At 29.4% G+C, this 19,582-nt stretch carries 22 protein-coding genes; 6 read left to right on the plus strand and 16 right to left on the minus strand.

The genetic code is table 11. The features are described from left to right. Positions 1–39 precede the first annotated feature (39 nt). Positions 40–594 (minus strand): NUDIX hydrolase, encoded by a 555-nt coding sequence (locus tag CLVI_RS09095; protein WP_106059814.1) that lies wholly within the window; start codon positions 592–594, stop codon positions 40–42. A 250-nt stretch (positions 595–844) separates the two neighbouring features. Here CLVI_RS09095 and CLVI_RS09100 point away from each other — a divergent pair, with 250 nt between their 5' ends. After that, positions 845–1,429: a nitroreductase family protein gene (locus tag CLVI_RS09100; protein WP_106059815.1), complete on the plus strand. Its 585-nt coding sequence runs from the start codon at positions 845–847 to the stop codon at positions 1,427–1,429. Here the strand turns inward: CLVI_RS09100 and CLVI_RS09105 are convergent. Beyond that, complete coding sequence (locus CLVI_RS09105) at positions 1,422–2,360, minus strand: DNA-processing protein DprA (protein WP_106059816.1); 939 nt, start codon at positions 2,358–2,360, stop codon at positions 1,422–1,424. The genes CLVI_RS09100 and CLVI_RS09105 overlap by 8 nt on opposite strands. Next, positions 2,361–4,451, minus strand: a complete 2,091-nt coding sequence (locus CLVI_RS09110; RefSeq protein ID WP_106059817.1) for a RecQ family ATP-dependent DNA helicase — start codon at positions 4,449–4,451, stop codon at positions 2,361–2,363. A gap of 166 nt (positions 4,452–4,617) precedes the next feature. On the opposite strand from CLVI_RS09110, the gene CLVI_RS09115 reads away from it, so the two are divergent. From CLVI_RS09115 to CLVI_RS09130, 4 genes are all read left to right on the plus strand, one after another. Then, on the plus strand, positions 4,618–4,839 hold the full coding sequence (locus CLVI_RS09115; RefSeq protein WP_106059818.1) for a PspC domain-containing protein: 222 nt from the start codon (positions 4,618–4,620) through the stop codon (positions 4,837–4,839). Positions 4,840–4,999: 160 nt separating this feature from the next. Then, positions 5,000–5,593, plus strand: a complete 594-nt coding sequence (locus CLVI_RS09120) for an ECF transporter S component (protein WP_106059819.1) — start codon at positions 5,000–5,002, stop codon at positions 5,591–5,593. A gap of 174 nt (positions 5,594–5,767) precedes the next feature. Further along, positions 5,768–5,950, plus strand: a complete 183-nt coding sequence (locus tag CLVI_RS09125; RefSeq protein ID WP_106059820.1) for an alpha/beta-type small acid-soluble spore protein — start codon at positions 5,768–5,770, stop codon at positions 5,948–5,950. A gap of 250 nt (positions 5,951–6,200) precedes the next feature. Beyond that, positions 6,201–6,383, plus strand: coding sequence for an alpha/beta-type small acid-soluble spore protein (locus CLVI_RS09130; RefSeq protein ID WP_106059821.1), 183 nt, complete (start codon positions 6,201–6,203; stop codon positions 6,381–6,383). Positions 6,384–6,426: 43 nt separating this feature from the next. Here CLVI_RS09130 and CLVI_RS09135 read toward each other — a convergent pair whose 3' ends face one another. The 6 genes from CLVI_RS09135 to clpB all read right to left on the minus strand — a co-directional run bounded on the left by CLVI_RS09135 (position 6,427) and on the right by clpB (position 11,076). Beyond that, positions 6,427–6,714, minus strand: coding sequence for a sll1863 family stress response protein (locus tag CLVI_RS09135; protein WP_106059822.1), 288 nt, complete (start codon positions 6,712–6,714; stop codon positions 6,427–6,429). 42 nt (positions 6,715–6,756) lie between these two features. Beyond that, complete coding sequence (locus CLVI_RS09140; protein WP_106059823.1) at positions 6,757–6,906, minus strand: lmo0937 family membrane protein; 150 nt, start codon at positions 6,904–6,906, stop codon at positions 6,757–6,759. Positions 6,907–7,076: 170 nt separating this feature from the next. Next, positions 7,077–7,481 (minus strand): type II toxin-antitoxin system HicB family antitoxin, encoded by a 405-nt coding sequence (locus tag CLVI_RS09145; RefSeq protein ID WP_106059824.1) that lies wholly within the window; start codon positions 7,479–7,481, stop codon positions 7,077–7,079. A gap of 90 nt (positions 7,482–7,571) precedes the next feature. Beyond that, positions 7,572–7,850, minus strand: coding sequence for a hypothetical protein (locus tag CLVI_RS09150; RefSeq protein WP_106059825.1), 279 nt, complete (start codon positions 7,848–7,850; stop codon positions 7,572–7,574). Between the two features lie 127 nt (positions 7,851–7,977). Continuing rightward, positions 7,978–8,361, minus strand: coding sequence for a hypothetical protein (locus tag CLVI_RS09155; RefSeq protein ID WP_106059826.1), 384 nt, complete (start codon positions 8,359–8,361; stop codon positions 7,978–7,980). A gap of 114 nt (positions 8,362–8,475) precedes the next feature. Continuing rightward, entirely contained in the window at positions 8,476–11,076 is a 2,601-nt protein-coding gene (gene clpB, locus CLVI_RS09160) for an ATP-dependent chaperone ClpB (protein ID WP_106059827.1), read from the minus strand. A 154-nt stretch (positions 11,077–11,230) separates the two neighbouring features. Between clpB and CLVI_RS09165 the strand changes: the two genes are divergently transcribed. After that, positions 11,231–13,324 carry a helix-turn-helix domain-containing protein gene (locus CLVI_RS09165; RefSeq protein WP_106059828.1) on the plus strand — a complete coding sequence of 698 codons (2,094 nt, stop codon included), beginning with the start codon at positions 11,231–11,233 and terminating at the stop codon, positions 13,322–13,324. Between the two features lie 15 nt (positions 13,325–13,339). On the opposite strand, the gene CLVI_RS09170 is transcribed toward CLVI_RS09165, so the two are convergent. The 7 genes from CLVI_RS09170 to CLVI_RS09195 form a co-directional block, all read right to left on the minus strand. Beyond that, positions 13,340–14,602, minus strand: coding sequence for a helix-turn-helix domain-containing protein (locus CLVI_RS09170; RefSeq protein WP_106059829.1), 1,263 nt, complete (start codon positions 14,600–14,602; stop codon positions 13,340–13,342). A gap of 19 nt (positions 14,603–14,621) precedes the next feature. Continuing rightward, the gene (locus tag CLVI_RS09175) at positions 14,622–15,923 is read right to left on the minus strand and encodes a helix-turn-helix domain-containing protein (protein ID WP_106059830.1); all 1,302 of its coding nucleotides are present in this window, start codon (positions 15,921–15,923) and stop codon (positions 14,622–14,624) included. 194 nt (positions 15,924–16,117) lie between these two features. After that, complete coding sequence (locus CLVI_RS17270; protein ID WP_146127319.1) at positions 16,118–16,288, minus strand: YtxH domain-containing protein; 171 nt, start codon at positions 16,286–16,288, stop codon at positions 16,118–16,120. A gap of 69 nt (positions 16,289–16,357) precedes the next feature. Next, on the minus strand, positions 16,358–16,999 hold the full coding sequence (locus tag CLVI_RS09180) for a ribonuclease H1 domain-containing protein (RefSeq protein ID WP_106059831.1): 642 nt from the start codon (positions 16,997–16,999) through the stop codon (positions 16,358–16,360). Between the two features lie 15 nt (positions 17,000–17,014). Then, a complete protein-coding gene (locus CLVI_RS09185; RefSeq protein WP_106059832.1) occupies positions 17,015–17,965 on the minus strand; it encodes a YkvA family protein in 951 nt (316 codons plus the stop codon). A gap of 141 nt (positions 17,966–18,106) precedes the next feature. Then, positions 18,107–18,916 carry a MetQ/NlpA family ABC transporter substrate-binding protein gene (locus CLVI_RS09190; protein ID WP_106059833.1) on the minus strand — a complete coding sequence of 270 codons (810 nt, stop codon included), beginning with the start codon at positions 18,914–18,916 and terminating at the stop codon, positions 18,107–18,109. Positions 18,917–18,936: 20 nt separating this feature from the next. Further along, positions 18,937–19,575, minus strand: coding sequence for a methionine ABC transporter permease (locus CLVI_RS09195; protein ID WP_106059843.1), 639 nt, complete (start codon positions 19,573–19,575; stop codon positions 18,937–18,939). Positions 19,576–19,582 lie beyond the last annotated feature (7 nt).

Below are 19,582 nucleotides of genomic sequence, written 5' to 3' on the forward strand. Positions count from 1 at the left end.
ACCATGAAACATCATAATACCTAAACTTAACAATTATTTCTACATGCTTAAAAGAACAAGTGCTCCTTTTACTGAAACATGATGATTTTTCACAAAGTCTTTAGCATCGCATTTCTTTATCTTAAACACTTCTATTTCCTCATCCTCTTCAGTATTATAATTTGTCATTTCACCCTCAACAACCATTTTTACTATAGCTGTAGTCTCATCAGTTAATCCTACTGATGAATAACTTGGTTTAAGAATAAGCTCATAGCTTTTCCCTCTTAATCCAGTTTCCTCGTATAATTCTCTTCTTGCAGCCTGTTCTATAGTCTCACCCTTATCTATCATTCCAGCTGGAAGTTCATAAAGATAATCTGATATAGCAGGTCTATATTGTTTTAACATTACTATTTCATCATTCTCTGTAACTGGAATTATCATAACTCCGTCACAAACGTCATGTTTCTTTGTATTACATGACATCTCTTCTCTTTTCCTCCTACTTGCTACATAGTAATCCTTTGGAGTACCCTTCTTATTTATTAATTTTAATTTGTACATATTTAAATATTCACTATTAGTTAGTTGAACAACATCTATTAATCTCATCGTAATTTTCCTCCGTGTATATAATTTATTTACTATCTACATTATACTATATTATAATCAATTGACAGGAATATATCTAAATTTAAGAATTTGTTAATGTTTAATCGCTAATAAGTATCTTCTTTGTTCATTTTAACATACTATATTTGATTGAGGTCTAGTAAAGGTGTAAAATAGAACCAGATTAAAATACTGTTAAAAATAAAAACAATATAATTATGATTTTATATGTAGAAAGGATGATTTTATAATGAATGACATTTTGAATAATATTATAGCTCGTAGAAGTATACGTTCTTATAGCACTAAACAAATACCTGATGTATCCCTTGCTGACCTCATCAATGCTGGCATCTATGCACCAAGTGGAGGTAATTCTCAGTCCAGAATTTTTACAGTACTGCAAAAAACTAATCTTCTTGAAGATCTTAATGAAGCTGTTAAAGAAGCATTTTTAAATATGAATGTTGACAAAATGACTTATAAATCAAAGATATCAGGTAAACAAGCCTCCATAGATCCAAGATATAGCTTTTACTATTATGCACCTACTTTAATAATCGTATCTAACGACAGGAAATATTCTAATGCCATGGCAGATTGCTCTGTCGCTCTTGAAAATATTTTTCTTGTTGCCCATTCATTAGATTTAGGTTCATGTTGGATTAATCAATTAGCTTGGTTTTGTGATGAACCAAAAGTCAGAATGATACTAACTGAACTAGGTATACCAAAGAATTATATAGTCTGCGGCTCAGCTTCTATTGGATATTCTTCAGGTAATATACCACATGCTAGATCTAAAAAAGAAGGAACTGTGGATATCATTAAATAGTTTGAGTGAAGTCCTTCTCAAAGGACTCCTCAATAAATTTCTTTCCACCTATCTTTATTAATTCTAAATTCCCCTTTGGTACATTTTCATCAAATCTAACCAATGTTGGAGTCCATTGATTTTGTAGATTTTCAGCAGCGCCTGTCCAAGTTTCACCTTTATTATAATCTGCTGAAACTACAACCGTAAGCTCTGACAAACCATAAATATACTTATTTCTATCCATAGCTGAGTATACTGAAATTCCACTTCTAGGATTACTATCACTCATAAGTAAAAGATTTCCTTTAACTATATCCTCTCTTACTTCTTTCTTTTTTATTCTATTTATCATGCTATCTCCTATAAATTGTACTACTTTACCATTGTTTTTTAACACCTGAACCTGTGAAACACTGTCCACACCATCTGCATTTCCACATATCAAAGAATATTTATCCTTAACTATTTTGTCAGCTAACTGCTTAGTAAATTCTATATCATATTCATCTACAGATTTCAAACCAACTACTCCAACTAAATTATTGCACAAAATTTCTATATTGCCACAATAATATATCATTGGTGGACACTTCTGTTTAAGTCGTTCTCTTAGAATTTTCGGATAAGTTTTATCTGCTCTTGTAGTTATATTAATACCTAATTTTTTTAGTTCATTTAATTCAAAAGTTAATTGCCCAGCCTTTGATAATAACTTTATAATTCTCTCACTTTCCTTTTCTTCAATAAGAAGTTCTTTTTCAATTTGTTCTTTTGATAGATTAAATAAATTTGATGGTTCCTTAATTGAAGAACTCCATATTATTTTTGCAAGTTTACTCCATTCAACCATAGTAAATGGTTTTATCGTATCAACTTTATGATTTATTGCCAAATTACTACATAATAATATTATTGCTAAACTATTATTATTAAATTCCTCGTTATTCAATTAGTCATCCCCTCCGCCATTAGTTGTAGCTGCTAGTGCATATGGAAATATTCTGCTTGCTCCATTTATATTTAATAAAAAGCCACAAACAGTTAATGTCCAACTAGAGTCAACAATATCATCTATTAGCAACACATTTTCATATTTAACTGTTCCATTAACCTTAAAGCCATTATAAGCATTTTTGCTCTGCATATTTGTATTTTCCATAGTTTTTTGTTTCGGAGTTTCTATAGGTTTTGTTATCATATCTATGAAAGGTACTTCTAAAGCTTCCGCGACTCTTATAGCAAAAGATTTAACCACTACAGGTCTTCTTAAGGACGGAACTGCTGCAACACAATCTATATGTTCTAATTCCTTCCACCTATTCTTTATCAAGTCTATACTAGCTTTAACTAATTCATCACAAAAATATTCATTTTTATCTCTATTATCTTCAACAAGTTTCCCAAATTTAGAGCTTCCAAAATACGATAACGCTCTCCCCGGTTCATTTAATTCTTGTTTTAACATATTCTTTGCACTGTTAGCTACAGTTCCTGCTGGCCACTGCTTTCTAACTTTTATTTTTATTGATCTACTTCTACTAAAGATTTCTGCTTGTTTTAATAGATCCGTATTTACATTACTGTTAAAATACTCTTTTCCTATGCAATTACAACACTTTCCGCATTCTTTACAAGTATTATCATCTAGCTCATTAGCAATGAATTTCATGTAACATTTATCTGTATCGGTATATTTCTCCATAAGCTGGAGCTCTTTATATCTAGTTTCTAGAATTTGTTCTACATTAAAGTCATCGTAATCATATGGATGTAGTGTTCTAATATACTTTGATTTCACCTTTGCAACAACATTATGCAAATCAAGTAATTTTAAGCACTTTTCTATACTGCTATTACTTGTATTCATAACTTTTCTTAAGTCATATGAACTCAGTCCCTCTTTAGAGTTTTCTATAAAATCCAGCACTTTCTCTAATTGTTCTCTCTTAGGCGAACCGTTATTTATAAAATACTCTGCAATTTCTCTATCTTCTTTACCTACTAAAAGGATAGCATAGGCATCTTTTAGTTTCCTCCCAGCTCTTCCTATTTCTTGATAATATCTTATTATATTTTGAGGCATTTGAAAATGTATAACAAATGATAAATCTCCTTTATCAAATCCCATTCCTAATGCTACTGTAGATACCAATGCTTTTACTTTATTTTCTATTAATAACTTTTCCCGTTCTTCTCTTAAAATTCTTGCTTCATTCCTATCCGAAGATAGCTTTGCATGATATGGCAATGCATTAATATTATTTTCTTGTAACCAATCGGAAATTCTATTACAATCTCTAGTAGTTGAGCAGTATATAATTCCAGATCCCTCTATCTTAATTATATTTTCTGCAATCCAAGCCATTCGTTCCCCTTGAGTTGGCAATTTTATCACCTGTATATTCAAAGATTCTCTCATTAATGAGCCTTTAATTATCTTAATATCATCTCCAAGTTGTCTTTTAATATCATCAACAACCCTATTATTAGCAGTTGCCGTTGTAGCTATTACAGGTATATTAGGAGGTAATGTTCTTATAATTTCAACTATTCTACTGTAATCTGGTCTAAAGTCATGCCCCCAATCTGATATACAATGAGCCTCATCTATAACTATCATATTAGGACCATCCTTTATTGCCGGTATAATCCTATTAATAAATTTTTTATTTGCTAATCTTTCTGGTGCTATTAAAACAATCTCACATTCACCGTTAATTAAAGTTGACTCAATTTCTTCCCAATCATCTTCATTTTCACTATTTATAGTAACAGCTCGTATTCCTATTTTTTTCGCAGTTTCTATTTGATTTCTCATAAGAGATAATAGAGGACTAACTAAAATCGTTATACCCCCACGCCTTTCCTTTAACATTTTAGCTGCAATAAAATATACAATACTTTTGCCCCATCCAGTTCTTTGTACTACTAAGGTTCGCTTACTATCCAAAGCCGATTCAATTGCCTCATATTGACCATCATGAAAAATGGAATTATGTCCTAGCATATCTTTTAAAAGCTCTTCACATCTATCTCTCATAAACTATCTCCTTTATTATAAAATGACTTATTGTGTTTTCCTTATTAAATTCTTATTTTTTTATTATTATAACCACTAACTGCTATACTTTTTCATTTTATTGATTATAATTATATATAAGAATATTTTTATTATTTATTTAATAAAATTTAGGGGGTCAAATTTCATGACTACTGGTAAAAAACTATATAAAATTAAGAATGAAGGAAAAATATTAGGTGTTTGTGCAGGTGTTGCTGAATACCTTGGAGCAGATGTCACATTAATTAGAATTCTATGGGTTTTAGCTGTTTGTGCTTTAGGTACAGGTATAGCTTTATACATAATTGCTGCATTGATTATGCCTGACAAAAGCGATATATTTAATAATCCAAATAATTTTCAATAAATTTAACATTTTGGAAGCGAATTTATAATTTGCTTCCTTTTTTTTATGTTGATACTTATATTTATAATGGTACAATAAAAAGCGACGATATTTTTTTGCAATTTTTTATTAATTATCCACCAAATTATATTAATTATAAATTAAAAATGGAGGACATATAATGCTAAAAAATCATAACAAACAAATTTTTGGAGTTAGACAATTAACTACAATTGGAATGTTATCTGGAATATCTATTTTTATGGGACTTACAGGATTAGGATTTATTCCTCTTCCTTTTATGAAAGCTACTATAATGCATATCCCAGTTATTATTGGTGCTATCATAGAAGGTCCTATAGTAGGTGCTACAGTTGGATTAGTATTTGGTCTTTTTTCAATTTACCAAAACATTACTGCCCCAACTCTTTTATCTCCTGTTTTTATGAATCCTATAGTTGCGATTATTCCAAGACTATTAATAGGAATTACTTCATACTATATTTATAAATTTATAAAGAATAGATTCAACACTCCAAAAATTGCCTTTGGCTTTGCTGCTGTAGTTGGTACTATTACCAACACTGTCGGAGTTTTAGGACTTACTTATTTGGTTTTTGCTGAACAATATGCATCTTTAAAGGATATAAGCTCTAGCTCTGTTGCTGGTATATTAGGAACTATAGCTTTAACTAACGGCGTTCCTGAATGTATAATATCTGTTATCATAATAGTTCCTGTTGTTACTAGGCTAACAAAATTTTTGAAAAAATAGCCTCTATCCATTGAAATTGCTTATATTATCAATGTGTTCTCAATTAATAATAGTTTGTACTTTTTTCCTCTATTCCCTATTTAATCATAGGTTATATCTATTATGTTTGCATATAATAATACTGCAAGCAAGTAATGCTTAGCAAATAAAAAAAAGTTAGAGGAGGAATTTATTATGGCACAAACACTAGTACCAGAAGCAAAAAACGGAATAACAAAATTTAAGAGTGAGGTAGCTTCAGAAATGGGTGTTCCTTTCACTGATTACAACGGAAATCTTTCTTCAAAACAATGCGGAAGCGTTGGCGGAGAAATGGTTAAGAGAATGGTTCAACAGTACGAAACAGGAATTAAGTAATTACATAATTTAAGAAATGTTTAGGTCACGGTTTATACCGTGACCTTTATTCTTTATAAGGATTTAATATGCACAGTATTAACACTTGCACACTTTGATTTATCTATTGATTTTACTTAATTAGAGTTTGTACATTTTTCCTCCATTACCTATATAATCATAGGTTATATATTTTCGGTTTACATATAATAATACTGCAAGCAAGTAATGCTTAGCAAATAAAAATAAATCGTTAGAGGAGGAATTTATTATGGCACAAACACTAGTACCAGAAGCAAAAAGCGGAATATCAAAATTTAAAAGTGAGGTAGCTTCAGAAATGGGTGTTCCTTTCACTGACTACAATGGAAATCTTTCTTCAAAACAATGCGGAAGTGTTGGTGGAGAAATGGTTAAGAGAATGGTTCAACAGTACGAGACAGGAATTAAGTAGTACATAAAAAAATTAAGGTCACGGTTTATACCGTGACCTTTCATTATTTAAAATGTTTTATTGCTTTATCGAGAGATTCCTTAAGATCATTCCAAGCATTTTCAGTTCCCTCTTTAATATCTTCCCATGAACTTTCGCTAGCTTTACTAATTTCTTTGTATTTTTTCTTCAAATCGTCTCTCTTTTCTTCAAGCTTCTCAACTTGATTAAGATATTCCAACTTCATATCAACATGAACTACAGTAGCTTTACTACGCATCACTTTTAGCTTAGCGCTATATTCATCTATCTGAGCATCAATTTTTTGTAAATACAAATCACGTTTTTCCATTGTTAATCACTCCTCCTAGTTTGTATTACTAATTACTTTCTATTATTTTCTTCTTCCAAAAAGGAAATCAAAAATAAATGCTACCACAGCGACAACAAGCAAAATATGTATAACGCCTCCACCAATTCTAAGTAATAACCCCAATAACCAGATGATTATTACTATTCCTCCTAGCCAACGTAAAAATCCCATGCATATCACTACCTTTCTTATATCAGTTTTATTTATTATAACTCTTAACCCCGCATTCTACTACCATGTTCTGCAGAACATTTACTCTATATATTGACTTTAGTATAAAAAAAAACACATATCTAAATGTGATGTATAATTATATATTTTAATTCATTTAATTATTACAATTATTTTTCTATATTCAACTCTTTTTTCAAAGCTTTTACTAACACACTGGAGAAATTTATATTATGATTTTTTGCTAATATATCTAACCAACTTGGAATAGTTAAAGTCTTCTTAACATAAGTGTCTTTTACTCTACCTCTAAAATATGGCATCCATACATTTAGATACAATAATTTTTCATTATCTTTTAGTTCTATTTTAAAAATCTGAGTTGAACTTGGTAGTTCTATTTTTTTACTTTCATAACTTATTATTGTTCTAGATAGAATTTCCATTGCATATTCAACAGCATCCTTTTCTTTTTCTACAAAGGAATAACATTCTTCAAAATCTACAGCTCTTATTTTAACTTCATCCTCTGAATATGTAAAAATCATAGGATAATTATAAGTATCTTTTAACATTTTTAGCACCTCTTATTTTTTATACATTTACCATAACACGTACAATGTACGTGTTGCAATAATTTTCTAAAAATAAGATTTTTGTTTTACCTAATCTCTATTTCTAAAATATGGCATCCAAGCATTTACATACAATAATTTTTCATTCTCTTTTAATTCTATATTAGAAATATCAGTTGTGCTTGGTAGTTTTTTCTTTTTCTTTTCATAATCCATTATTGACTCCGATAGTAAATCCATTGCAGCTTGTATTTGATCCTTTTCTCCCTCTACAGATGTAGAACATTCTTCGAAATCTACAGCTCTTATCTTTACTTCTTTGTCTAAATATGTGAATATCATTGGATAGTTGTAATTGTCTTTTACCATTTGTACCATCTCCTAATTTACTTATACTCTTATTGTAACACGTATTTAACACGTGTCAAGTAATTCAATATAATTAATACCAACTTTTGGAATTTGTTATGTAACTTAAATTCTTTAAAGAAGTTGTCTACGACAACTCTACATCCACATCAGATAACAAATCATATACTCCATAATCATACACATTTAATTTAATATTTTCCTTAAGTAACTCTGAAATCAGCTCATCTTTTTCTTCTTGAAATATATCTGAATTACGTATTTTATCCATAAAGTCATCTAAATTATATATCTGACATTCTCCGTCTTCAACTCCAGCAACTATTCCTATATCATTGAAGTCCTCATGCATATCCTGTGAACCTTCTTCCCCATTATGAATACTACTTAAAGTTTTTTTTAAGTAATATTCTTGAATTAATCCTCTAGCATGATCTACATCTTTAAATCCTCTGATATTACCTGATGGCATTAAAACTAAATAACTATTCACTGGCGTAATGTAATTCATATTCATCTCTCCTAAATGTCATAAAATTTAAAGAAAAAGGGATACATTAAGATGCATCCCTTTTTAATTATATTCTATTTTCTGCACTTTTAGCTCTTCCTATACAAGCTATTTTTACCTTGTATAAATTTTTAAATTATCCTCTTCTCCATCCACTACTACCTTTGATCCATAATGAACATCACCCTTTATGATTTTTCTAGCCAAATTATTTTCTAGGGTATTTTGGATATATCTCTTAAGAGGTCTTGCTCCATATACAACATCGTAGCCTTCTCTTGCCAAAATATCCTTAGCCTTATCAGTAACCTCAAGTTCAATATTTTTTTCTTTTAATCTATATCTTACTTCATCTAAGAAAATATCAATTATTTTCTTAATTCCACTTTCTGATAATGGCTTAAACATAATAGTGTCATCTACTCTATTTAAAAATTCTGGTTTAAATTTATTTTTTAAAGCTCCCATAACCAACTTTTTACTTTCTACACTTACCTCATCTTCATTATCATTATCTAGCAAGTATTGAGATCCTATATTAGAAGTCATTATTATAATTGTATTTTTAAAATCAACGGTCTTTCCTTTATTATCTGTTAATCTACCTTCATCTAAAATCTGAAGAAATATATTAAATACATCTTCATGAGCTTTTTCAATTTCATCAAAAAGTAAAACACAATATGGTTTTCTTCTAACAGCTTCTGTTAATTGGCCGCCCTCCTCATATCCTACATATCCTGGGGGTGCTCCAACTAATCTTGATACAGAATGCTTTTCCATATATTCTGACATATCAATTCTTATCATAGCTTTCTCACTATCAAATAAAGTTCTTGCTAAAGTTTTCGCAAGCTCTGTTTTACCTACTCCAGTAGGTCCAAGGAATATAAAAGATCCAATCGGTTTATTCTCATCTTTAAGGCCAGCTCTTGCTCTTAATATAGCACTAGTTACTGACTCAACTGCTGCATCTTGACCTATTACTCTCTTTTGCAATTCCTTATCTAATCTTAAAAGCTTATCTCTTTCACCCTCTAATAAATTAGATACTGGAATACCAGTCCATTTAGAAAGAACTTTTGAAATTTCTTCCTCAGTAACCTCTTCCTTTAAAAGAGCTCCCTTATAATTTTCTTTAACTTCCTTTTCTTTTTTCTCAATTTCTTCTTCAAGACCTGGGATTGTTGAATACTTAATCTCTGCTACCTTATTATAATCATAAGCTCTTTCATATATTTCCACATCGCCTCGAGTATTATCAAGTTTAGTTTTTAATTCTTTTAATGAAGTAATATGCCCCTTTTCTTTTTCATACTTAGCTGTCATCTCATCATTTTTCTCTTTAAGTTCAGCTGCTTCCTTTACAATATCTTTAAGTCTTTTTTTAGAACCTTCATCCTTTTCCTTTTCCAAAGCACCCTTTTCAATCTCTAGTTGAAATAATTTTCTTCTAATAACATCTAATTCTGCTGGAAGGGAATCTATTTGAGTTCTTATCATAGCTCCAGCTTCATCAATTAAATCTATTGCCTTATCTGGTAAAAATCTATCTTGAATATATCTATGAGAAAGCTTTGCAGCAGCAACAATTGCATTATCATGAATTCTTATACCATGATGAATTTCAAATTTTTCTTTAAGACCTCTTAAAATTGATATTGTATCCTCTACAGTTGGTTCATTGATTATTACAGGTTGAAATCTTCTCTCTAAAGCCTTATCCTTCTCAATGTATTGTCTATATTCATCAAAGGTTGTAGCACCAATACAATGAAGTTCTCCTCTTGCAAGCAAAGGTTTAATTAAATTACCTGCATCCATAGCACCCTCAGTTTTTCCTGCACCTACAATAGTGTGAATTTCATCTATAAATAATATTATCTTTCCCTCACTACTTTGTACCTCTTTTAAAACAGCTTTTAATCTTTCCTCAAATTCACCTCTATACTTAGCTCCAGCTATTAATGAACCCATGTCTAAAGAAAATATTATCTTATCCTTTAATCCTTCTGGCACATCGCCCTTTACTATTCTTTCTGCTAAACCTTCAACTATAGCTGTTTTACCAACTCCCGGCTCGCCTATTAAAACCGGATTATTTTTTGTTCTTCTAGCTAAAGTTGTAACTATTCTTCTTATTTCTTCATCTCTTCCTATTACAGGATCAAGTTTGTGCTTCTTAGCTAGATTTACTAGGTTTATACCATACTTACTTAAAGCATCATAGGTTCCTTCTGGATCTTGAGTTTCAACTCTTTGATTACCACGAACCTCTTCTAAAACCTTCATAAAATCTTTTTTTGTTACATTAAATTTTTTAAGAATTTCTCCAACTGTACCTTTACTGTCAACCTCCATAATGGCAAGCATTAAATGTTCTACACTCACATATGAGTCTTTAAACTTTGTAGAAATATCTTCTGCTTTTACTAAAACCTCTTCAACTTTCCTTGTAATATAGACTCCTGAAGAATCTGCGCCTTCACCTAATACTTTAGGCATAGATTTAAGTTTCTGATTTATATTTCCCTTCAAATCTTTAACCTCAATATCCATTTTAGTGAAAATATTTGGAATTAATCCATCTTCTTGTTCTATAAGAGCAGAAAAAAGATGAACAATTTCAATTTGTTGATGATTATATTTTACAGCTGTTAAATTCGCCTCATTTAATGCTTGTTGAACTCTTAAAGTCATTTTATCTACATTCATAAATAAATCCTCCTTTTAATAAAAATTTTATCTATACTCTTATAATAATACTAAGGTCAAAGAAAGTCAAAGTATTATTGAATTATTTTTTTCTTTTGTAAAATACTAATAATTGCTATAATTTAAATAGACCAAAAATATTAGGAGGTACCTTATGAGAAAAGAATATATTTCTTTTAATTCAGAACTGCCTGTAAAAATTTTCTATTCCTCTGTACAGGAATATCCCCTACATTGGCATAACTGCATAGAAATAATTTACGTGTTAAAAGGTCGAATTAAAATTTCAAGTAATACTGACAACTTTGAGATTAGTGAAAATCAATTAGAAATAATTAATATAGATGAAGCTCATAGTATTAGCTCTGATGATGAAAATAAGCTTTTACTCTTTCATATAGACCCCTTATTTTTCGCTAAATATTATAAGGATGTAGCTAATATATTTTTCTATACTGATTCAAGTAGCATAGACTCACAAACAGGTGATGAATACAATGAATTAAGGATTTTCTTATCAGAGCTTTTGTATGAATATGTTCAAAAGCAAGAAAACTATGATGAAGAAATTGAAAGTATATTAATTAATCTATTATTCCACTTAATCAATAATTTTCATTATTTGCTCTATGAGCAGGAAGAACTAAAAGATAATAAAGCACAACTTGAAAGATATCATAGAATTTCTACATATATTTATACTAACTATAACAAAAATATAACGCTTCAAGAGATTGCTAAAAAGGAATTTTTGAGTCCTCATTATCTTTCACATGAAATAAAATATGCTACAGGATCTAACTTTACCGATATTCTTAATTTAACTAGGATTGAGGAATCTATCAAGCTCTTATTAGCTAGTGACATGAGTATATCGGAAATTTCAGATGAGGTTGGATTTTCTCACGTTAGATATTTAAACAAACATTTTAAAATTCGTTATAATTGCACTCCTCTCCAATTTAAGAGAAAAAATAAGGTCTCATTTGAAGAATATGAAAAACTGAAAAGTGTTACCGATCTCCCTTTAGATGAGTCCATTACTTTTATCTCCTCATATCTTGAAGATTATGAAAGATATAATTATGAAAACAAACTTTGGAGTATTCATGTTGATATGGCTAATTCTCAAGGTAAATTCAGAGAAAAATTCAGAGATATAATAAGTCTTGGGGATGCCTTTGATTTGTTGATAGATGATAATCGAGATATTTTAGAAGAGCTTCAGGGAGAAATCCATTTTATTCATGGAAGATTAGAGAATTTCTTTAATGAAGATATGGGGGTTTTTAAGGGTGGTAACTTTTATAATTGGAATAGAGCCCGAACCGTTTTAGAATTTCTAGATTTTATTAATATCAATCCTCTAATAGTATTAGATAATAAAAGTTTCTCCATTGAGGATTACAAAAAGGTATTAAACAGCTTTTTCTCTTATTTTTTAGATATAGAGACAGTAGATCTTTCTTTAATTAAATTCCAAATTGGATCTAATTTAGATGATGAACTTAAGTCAGCTTTAAGAAATCACATTAGTGAAATTTTAAATTATGAAGTGTTAATTAATATTTTCACTCAAAACCGAAGACTTAATGCCTTATATGATACTGCCTATATGCTTCCTTATATAATTCACAAGGAAATATTTAAGAATGATGATATGAGCTCTCTGCGTGCCTTTGATGTTCTTGAGAGAGAGACCTACTTAAATAACGAAGTCTTTATAGGTTCCTCAGGTTTAATTAATGATATGGCAATTAGAAAACCTTCATATTATGCATATTATTTAATGAGCAAGTTATCTGGTGAAGTAGTTTCAAAAGACAATGGGTATATAGTAACTAAAAATTCTGAAGGGTTTAACATATTATTATATACCTACGATGAATTGTTAGATAACCTTCTAGATACAGAAAGTATACTAACTAAACGTGGTATTTCTAAAACTATTGAAAAAAAGATATCCTTAAATCTCACTAATGTTAACAAAGACTCTAGGATAATCTTCTATGAAATAAACGAGAAAACTGGATCCTCCTATAATTATTGGCTCTCTATGGGTAAACCTGATAGATTAAGTATAGGGGAAAAGGAGATTTTATCTAAAGCATCTTTTCCTAAAATTGAATTTAAATATGCTAAGAAAAGTTCTGTTCTAAATATAATTACTCAATTAAAAGGCTTTGGAGCAACATTGATTATAGTACGTCCTATGGGCAAAAAAGTCAAAAATCAAAGGCATTCCTGAAGGAATGCCCTTTTTTTATATTAATTTATCTTTATTCATTGCTAATGAAAAATACTTTATTGAATCCTGAACATCCCCTAAATTATAGTACATATTAGCCATATCTAAATATCTTTGATTTCTTTGTTCAGTGGTTCCAAACTTTAATATTGAATCTAAGGAAATATTCATATACATCTCAGCCTCAATATATTTGCCCTGCTTTTGAAGAATGCTCCCTTTGAAATAATAATCTCTTTCTATAAGCCTTATATCACCAGTTTCAATAGCTAGGTTTAAAGCATGTCCTATTAATTCATAAGCTTTATCATATTGCCTATTTTTATATAATGTATATATACATTCATTCAAAAATTCAACATACTTTTCTTTATCGTGTTGAGGAAATATATTTATGCCATCTGTAATTTCCATAATAGCTCTATCATATTCACCTGCTGTAAAATACGCTTTACCATATTCCCCCTTAGCAGTAGCTACTAATGTTGGGTCATCTTTTTGACATTTAAATGTTTTTTCAATATATTCTTCAGCCTGAGAATTTTTTAACAATATACAAACTAATGCGTATTGTTTAAATATTCTGCCCCGAATAGTAATATCATCTATAGCATCTGAATACTTTACAGCTTGTGAAAGTAGCTCATACCCCTTATCTAATTGATTTATTGAACAGTAACAGATTCCTTCATAATAAGCTATATTGGAATATGTTGATTTCTCTGCATCACTATTAACCTTAATTACATCCCTTAACCTACTATAGTAAGCTATCGCCTCATTATACTCATTGTTTTGCAATAAATATTTAGCCATATCGCTAAAATAAATTATAGTATTTTCTTCTTTGTTATCCTTTTGATATAAATCATAATATTGAGATACTATTAATTGTATCTTTTCATATTTTTCTTCCTTAAGATAATATGAAAATAATATATGTATTAATTCAAATGCTAGTTCATAATATTCATAATCCACAGCATACTCTAGATTATGTTTAATATTTTCTTCTATATTCTTATCTTTACTAGTACTATCCTTGATAACAGCTAAATTCGTAGTTATTTGTTCATAAACATCATGAACAATATATTCATACTCAATTCCAATCTTTTCTGCTATAAATTTAATGGTTGCATTATCAGCCTTAACCTTCCCATTCTCAATGCAACTCATTTTTGAAATTGAGATTTTATCTCCACATAATTCTTTTAATGTTATGCCATTATAAACTCTTGCTCTTTTAATTTTTTCTCCAGTAGACAATATTTCCATAAAAATCACCCATCTTATTTTAGTTTTCTATAATTCCAAGTTCTTTGAATATAGCTACACCTTGTTCTAAGTATTCCGTTGCGCTTTCCATTTGTTTCATATCCATAAAATGTTTTCCAAGCATAATAGCTAATTCACCTGTTCTCTTTGACATATCTTTTTCCTTTGCATACTTATAAGTCTGAATTAAAACACTTTCTGCCTCATCGAATTGTTGCTCAATCATGTGTACTCTGCTTCTAATCAAGTTATACTCAATCTTTCCTTCAATATTATCTTCTGTAATTTGGTGATATACCTCTTTAAGAAGTGCTTCACATTCAACTATATTCTTTAGTTTAATATGATTCTTACAAATATTTAAGATTGTTTCTACTCTTTCATTTTTATCTTTTTTAGAAACAGCTTCTTTTGCTAAATCATATCTTTTAAAAGATTCTCCTATGTTTTCGAAATTATAAAATAGCTTACCTAAATTATTTTCTATTTTAGAAATATTTTTCAAATGACTTATTTCTTCATATACCTCTAAGGTCTTATTAGAATACTTTAGAGCATTTACTAAATCATCTTTTTTATTATATTCTTCAGAAATTCGAAGTAATGACTCTGCATATTTTTCTTTATCATAAACTCCATTAAATTTATTCTTAGCTAGATTTGTATATTCCTTTGCCTTTGCTTTATTTTCAACTGCAAAAAAAGTTTTTGCCATATAATAATATATTTCTCCAATAATATATTCATCCCCTATATTATTATCCAAATAAACCTTCTCTGCTTGCCTTAAATAACTATTGGCTGAATGATAGGCTTTTAATCTTAAAGTTATAATTCCTAGATTTAAGAAGATTTGTACTATTTCTTCATGCTTATTATTTCTAACAAAAATTACATTAGCTGATAGAAAAAATTGTTGTGCCAATGCAAATTCTCCATTATAAATATTTATTTTTGCACATAAAAAAAGTATTTTACCTTTCCTATACTCTAAATTATATTTCTCAACATATACTAAAGATTTTTCTATATACTCTTCTGCCGAATTTAAATTTCCACTTATTATATAAGATTCTGCCATTTGCAAATAATACGTACTTATGGTTTCAGCTTGGCTTTCTTCTGATTCCATTAAATATTCTACAGTAGTCTTTAAATTTACAGATAAATATTCTAATAAATCCATTGATGGATTGGATCTTCCTGATTCTACTAAACTTATCTGCCCAGGGGTAATTCTATTCTTTGCTAAATCCTTCAATGTCATATTTAATTCTTTTCTCTTTGTTTTTATCTTTTCACCTAATGACAGAATTTCCATTACACCCTCACCTTTTTTTGTATTATTACCAATTAAAATAATTTCTATGTTTAATAACTAAATTATATCATAATTTTGTAAAAGTAAGCAACAAAATGTAATAATTTTAGTGAAAAGCCCTTAATAAGTCGTTATAATTACTAATTTATTATAAAAAAATAGAGTCTTTCGACTCTATTTTACAATCTCATTGCCTAAATCATTTCACGTACGCTATCATAAGAATCTTCTGCAATATCAATTATTTTTTTCCCTGCTCTTCTTACTGATTTTTGAGTTTTTCTATCTAGTTGGGGTAAAACCATTATTCCCACGGTAGCTCCAACAACTATTCCAGCAATCATTCCATTAATGTACCTATTCATATACGACACCTCTTAATAATTATTTTTAAATATTCTTTATTTATATTGTGCAGTATTAGATTTTTTACCCTATGAAATAATTCCCAGAATTCTTTTTGCTAGTTTATCTGCTATATCATTATATTTATCTCCCGAATGTCCCTTAACCTTTAAGAATGTAATTTTTACTTTTTTCATATTTTCTTGCATTGTTTTATTATAATTTTGTGTGAGTTCCTTATTTCTTTTCCATGTTCCAAGAGCCCAACATTCTATCCCTTTATAATCATAAATTATAACAACCTCTTTAAATCCATTTTTAATAGTATATTCAGCTGCTTTTAAAGAGCCTAATATTTCTCCAGCTACATTGCGTAATAAAACAGCATCTTCATCTTCACCAGCTCCAGATTCTTCATGAATTACCTCTCCATTATTTATAGCAACTAATCCATAGGAATAATTGTTTTTTTCTAAAGAAAAGCTCCCATCAACATATATTACTAAACCCATATTTTCCAAATCTAACTCTTCCTCATTGCTACCTTTCTTTGTAGAGGTAACTTTCCCCTGAGAATTTAAAGATAGAAACTCAATAGCTTCCTTTTCTGTTTTAAAGCTTTTATATATTGCTCCCTTGCATCCTTTTACCTCTTCTTTACATTCATCCCAACTTCTAAGGATTTTAGTAACTCCTGACTTCCCTCTATATACTGAATAATATTTTGCCATATTATAAATTCCCTTCTACAATGTGCTTAGTCCATCTATTAAATTATAAATTTTCTCTACATTTTTTGCTCCAGTAAAGTTCATCAAATAGCTAAGTCCACTTTTTAGTGTTAGTAATACTTCATTATTACCTTGCCAATTTTCCATAATTACAGTTATGTCTACATCAGTTGCTATTCTATTTAGTGCAAACAATATTACAGCTACATCATCTATACTACCTATTAAAGGTATCCTATCAGGTATTATATCAATAGGTGACACTATATATACAAGTGATGCTGATAAAGCTACCTTTGTTTTAATTGGAACTCTAGGATCCTTTAGCATTCTAATTAATAAGGCAATTATATCTGGTACTATGAATATTATATCCTTAGCAAGTTTCGCACTCTTTGGCAGTTTATTCAGAAGGATTTTTCTTCCACTTGTATAGCTATCCTCTATTTTTTTTATTGGAGGTGCTAAAACTATCTCAGTCTCATCTGGTTTCTCTATTTTTTCTTTAGTAAGTTCACCCTTAACTGATATATTTAGCTCTTCAACTTCTGCATACAAAAAATTTTCTTTTAAATATACCCCTACAATTTCCAAGCTCACAAAGCAATTTTTATCTAGAATCTTATTAACATCTATTATTAGTCTGTCTTTATTAACTTCTACCCCACTACCTTCTAAAAACTTTAGAGCCTGTTTTAGTGCAAAACTTCTTATCATTCTAAATGCTCCAAGCTTCATAATCTTTAGTCTAGAAAATCTTCCATATATCTTTCCGTCCTTCATCCCATCTAATGATAAAGCGCCTTCAAAATCCAGAGATACACCATGAGTAAAGTTTCCTTTTATAATTATTTCTTTATCTATACTTATTTCATCTACTCTTAATCCTTTAACATCTACAAACTCATTTATTATACTTAAAATATCTCTACCAGTAAGTTGTGCTTGAACCTTTGATATCTTCATTATTTATTCCTCCATAACTGCTTAACTATATATTATTTTAACCTTATTTTTATAAATTGTAAAATAATTAATGAACTCAAAATAATAATGGAGCTATCACATTTTAGTGACAGCTCCATTAGATCTGTTATAATATTTAAATTAAAATACTGGAATTACAGTACCTTTATATTTTTCTTCAATAAACTTTTTAACTTCATCAGAAGTAAGTGCCTTAGTTAGAGCCTTAATCTTTTCTGAATCTTCGTTTCCCTTCTTAACTACTAAAATGTTTCTCATATTTTTAATGGACTCATCATCAACATCTTCTGTAAATATACCATCTACAGTAGCATCTAAGCCTGCTTGTAATGCATAGTTACCATTAATAACAGCCCCATCTACTTCCTCTAAAGTTCTTGGAAGTTGCGCTGCTTCTAACTCTGTAAATTTGAAATTCTTAGTATTTTCAGTTATATCCTTGGGAGTAATAAGTTCACCTTCAGCAACTTTAATTAATCCAGCACTTTGAAGAAGTCTTAATGCCCTTGCTTCATTTGATGTGTCATTAGGAATGGCTATTGTTGCTCCATCTTTTAAATCAGCTAAATTTTTAACTGTATTTGAATATAAAGCCATTGGCTCAATATGAATTTCAGCTGTATAAGTTAAATCATAGTCCTTTTCTGTGTTTGTTGTATTTAAGTAAGCAATATGTTGAAAGAAATTTGCATCAATTTCTCCGTCTTGAACTGCTGTATTTGGTAAATCGTAATCATCAAATTCTGTTATTTTAAGTGTATAACCTGCCTTCTCTAATATAGGAACTATTTGATCTACAATTTCTCTATGAGGTACAGGTGATACTCCAATTGTTATTGTTTTATCATCTGTTTTACTATCTCCACATCCAATAAGCCCTAAAGCCAATGTTCCTGCTAATAATACTGATAATATTTTTGTCTTTTTCATTATAAAATCTCCTTTTAAATTTATTTTGCTAATTTATTATATAAATAATTGCCTAAGCTTTGTAAAAGTTGAACAATAATAATTAATACTATTACTGTGACTATCATTACATCTGTTTGAAATCTTTGATATCCATATCTAACAGCTAATGCTCCAAGGCCCCCACCACCTATAGTTCCTGCCATAGCAGAATATCCTATAATACTAATTAATGTAAGTGTTATACCTGATACTATTGATGGTATTGCCTCTTTTAGCATTACTTTAAATATAATTTGGTTATTTGTTGCACCAAAGGATTTTGCCGCTTCTATTACCCCTGGGTCTACTTCCTTTAAAGCTGATTCTACTACCCTTGATACAAAGGGTGCTGCAGCTATTGTTAAAGGTACTATAGTTGCAAAGGGTCCAAATGAAGTACCCATTATTAATCTTGTAAAAGGTATTATTACTACCATTAATATAATGAATGGAAAACTTCTTAGTGTGTTTACTATAAAATCTAATGATTTATATATAGCTTTATTAGGTTTAAGTCCATCTTCATCTGTAATAGTCAATATAATTGCTGGAATAAAGCCTATTATTACGGCTAATATAGTTGACGAAATAACCATTAATAATGTCTCTAGAATAGCTGGTGCAAGTAATTCCCACATTACTAAT

The sequence above is a fragment of the Clostridium vincentii genome (assembly GCF_002995745.1).
Classification (GTDB): domain Bacteria; phylum Bacillota; class Clostridia; order Clostridiales; family Clostridiaceae; genus Clostridium; species Clostridium vincentii.

Excerpts from the sequence above, each read along its gene's own strand:
- CLVI_RS09120 (WP_106059819.1), top strand. The coding sequence starts at position 5,000 with ATGCTAAAAAATCATAACAAACAAATTTTTGGAGTTAGACAATTAACT.
- CLVI_RS09125 (WP_106059820.1), top strand. The coding sequence starts at position 5,768 with ATGGCACAAACACTAGTACCAGAAGCAAAAAACGGAATAACAAAATTT.
- CLVI_RS09115 (WP_106059818.1), top strand. The coding sequence starts at position 4,618 with ATGACTACTGGTAAAAAACTATATAAAATTAAGAATGAAGGAAAAATA.
- CLVI_RS09190 (WP_106059833.1), bottom strand. The coding sequence starts at position 18,916 with ATGAAAAAGACAAAAATATTATCAGTATTATTAGCAGGAACATTGGCT.
- CLVI_RS09110 (WP_106059817.1), bottom strand. The coding sequence starts at position 4,451 with ATGAGAGATAGATGTGAAGAGCTTTTAAAAGATATGCTAGGACATAAT.
- CLVI_RS09095 (WP_106059814.1), bottom strand. The coding sequence starts at position 594 with ATGAGATTAATAGATGTTGTTCAACTAACTAATAGTGAATATTTAAAT.
- CLVI_RS09130 (WP_106059821.1), top strand. The coding sequence starts at position 6,201 with ATGGCACAAACACTAGTACCAGAAGCAAAAAGCGGAATATCAAAATTT.
- CLVI_RS09145 (WP_106059824.1), bottom strand. The coding sequence starts at position 7,481 with ATGTTAAAAGATACTTATAATTATCCTATGATTTTTACATATTCAGAG.
- CLVI_RS09175 (WP_106059830.1), bottom strand. The coding sequence starts at position 15,923 with ATGGAAATTCTGTCATTAGGTGAAAAGATAAAAACAAAGAGAAAAGAA.
- CLVI_RS09185 (WP_106059832.1), bottom strand. The coding sequence starts at position 17,965 with ATGAAGATATCAAAGGTTCAAGCACAACTTACTGGTAGAGATATTTTA.
- clpB (WP_106059827.1), bottom strand. The coding sequence starts at position 11,076 with ATGAATGTAGATAAAATGACTTTAAGAGTTCAACAAGCATTAAATGAG.
- CLVI_RS09170 (WP_106059829.1), bottom strand. The coding sequence starts at position 14,602 with ATGGAAATATTGTCTACTGGAGAAAAAATTAAAAGAGCAAGAGTTTAT.
- CLVI_RS17270 (WP_146127319.1), bottom strand. The coding sequence starts at position 16,288 with ATGAATAGGTACATTAATGGAATGATTGCTGGAATAGTTGTTGGAGCT.
- CLVI_RS09155 (WP_106059826.1), bottom strand. The coding sequence starts at position 8,361 with ATGAATTACATTACGCCAGTGAATAGTTATTTAGTTTTAATGCCATCA.
- CLVI_RS09165 (WP_106059828.1), top strand. The coding sequence starts at position 11,231 with ATGAGAAAAGAATATATTTCTTTTAATTCAGAACTGCCTGTAAAAATT.
- CLVI_RS09140 (WP_106059823.1), bottom strand. The coding sequence starts at position 6,906 with ATGGGATTTTTACGTTGGCTAGGAGGAATAGTAATAATCATCTGGTTA.
- CLVI_RS09195 (WP_106059843.1), bottom strand. The coding sequence starts at position 19,575 with ATGTGGGAATTACTTGCACCAGCTATTCTAGAGACATTATTAATGGTT.
- CLVI_RS09150 (WP_106059825.1), bottom strand. The coding sequence starts at position 7,850 with ATGGTAAAAGACAATTACAACTATCCAATGATATTCACATATTTAGAC.
- CLVI_RS09180 (WP_106059831.1), bottom strand. The coding sequence starts at position 16,999 with ATGGCAAAATATTATTCAGTATATAGAGGGAAGTCAGGAGTTACTAAA.
- CLVI_RS09100 (WP_106059815.1), top strand. The coding sequence starts at position 845 with ATGAATGACATTTTGAATAATATTATAGCTCGTAGAAGTATACGTTCT.
- CLVI_RS09135 (WP_106059822.1), bottom strand. The coding sequence starts at position 6,714 with ATGGAAAAACGTGATTTGTATTTACAAAAAATTGATGCTCAGATAGAT.